Origin of the sequence: Pseudoalteromonas sp. A601 (genome assembly GCF_002165575.1) — a bacterium.
Taxonomy (GTDB): Bacteria; Pseudomonadota; Gammaproteobacteria; order Enterobacterales; family Alteromonadaceae; genus Pseudoalteromonas.
The window spans coordinates 1-1313 of record NZ_MXQF01000083.1 but is presented as its reverse complement, the minus strand read 5'-3'; the positions used below and the strand labels follow the sequence as shown (position 1 = coordinate 1313).

At 43.3% G+C, this 1313-nt stretch carries 1 protein-coding gene and 1 other annotated feature; the gene reads right to left on the bottom strand.

Features of this window, described 5'->3' with window-relative positions; translation table 11 throughout:
• Positions 1–39: 39 nt before the first annotated feature.
• A protein-coding gene (locus B5G52_RS21760) for an IS3 family transposase (RefSeq protein WP_236613520.1) occupies positions 40–1259 on the bottom strand; the annotation gives its coding sequence in 2 pieces (ribosomal slippage) (positions 40–971 and positions 971–1259; 1221 coding nt in all).
• Positions 865–981 (bottom strand) — a sequence feature (AL1L pseudoknot). It overlaps the preceding gene by 117 nt.
• Positions 1260–1313 lie beyond the last annotated feature (54 nt).

Below are 1313 nucleotides of genomic sequence, written 5' to 3'. Positions count from 1 at the left end.
TGAATCGCCCCGAGTTCATCGGAGACCAGTTTGTTTAAGTCAGGCCACTTTACCTGACTCGTTTAAATTATCATAGTAGTCTGTTTCATATTGAGCTGGTGAAATATACCCAATTGAAGATAATAAGCGTTGATTATTAAACCAATTGACCCACTCTAACGTTGCGTATTCAACAGCATCAACATTCTTCCACGGGCCATTTCTGCGAATAATCTCTGTTTTAAATAATCCATTTATTGTTTCAGCCAATGCATTGTCATAAGAGTCACCCACACTGCCTATAGACGCTTGAATTCCAGCTTCAGCAAGTCGCTCAGTGTATCGTATAGACAAATATTGGCTGCCTCTGTCGCTGTGGTGAATTAACCCTTCGGGGTTGCCACGATGCCAAATAGCTTGCTCTAACGCATCAAGAATAAGCTCTGTGTGCATTGTCGTTGATACACGCCAACCTACAATGTATCGTGAAAAAACATCTATCACGAAAGCGACATAAACAAACCCACTCCATGTGGCAACATAGGTGATGTCAGCTACCCAAAGTTGATTTGGCTGCTCAGCAGTAAATTGACGATTAACTAAATCAAGTGGCTTATCTTGTTGCTCGTCAGGTATCGTTGTCTTATGTGCTTTACCCCGACGAACACCTTGAATTCCCATAACTCGCATCAATCGTTCGACTGTACAGCGGGCGACTTGATGGTCGTCAAGCTGTAGCTGCTTCCATATTTTTCTTGCACCATAAACTGACATATTATCCTCCCACACTTCGCGAATGAGTATTATCAGCTCAGCATCACGCTTTTTGCGGTTAGACAGTCGCTCAGGCTCTCTTTGTATCTGTTTATGAGAATAATACGTTGATGGTGCAATCGGCAATTCCTTGCAAATTGACTCGACACCGTAATGCTCTCTGCAAGCATCAATAAAATCCACTATTACTTCTGTTTGCGGTCGAGCTCCGCTTGGGCGAAAAAAGCGGCAGCTTGCCTCAGGATATCATTCGTTCGCTTGAGCTCTTTATTCTCGCGCTCTAAGACGGCAAGGCGTTCTTCAGTTGATTGCGTATTAGAAGAGGGTTTAGACGGTTGAGCTTGAGATTTCTTGACCCATGCTCTAAGTGTTTCTGGGGTACATCCCAGTTTATCTGAAATCGATACTAGCGCAGCCCAAAGAGAAGGGTATTCATGCTGTTGTGTGGTAACAAGCCTAATTGCACGTTCACGAAATTCTGATGTATAGCGATTTGATTTTTTCATAGTTCCAGTTTCTCAAGTTATTGAGTCTCTGGCAAACACGGGGCGATTCAGTTT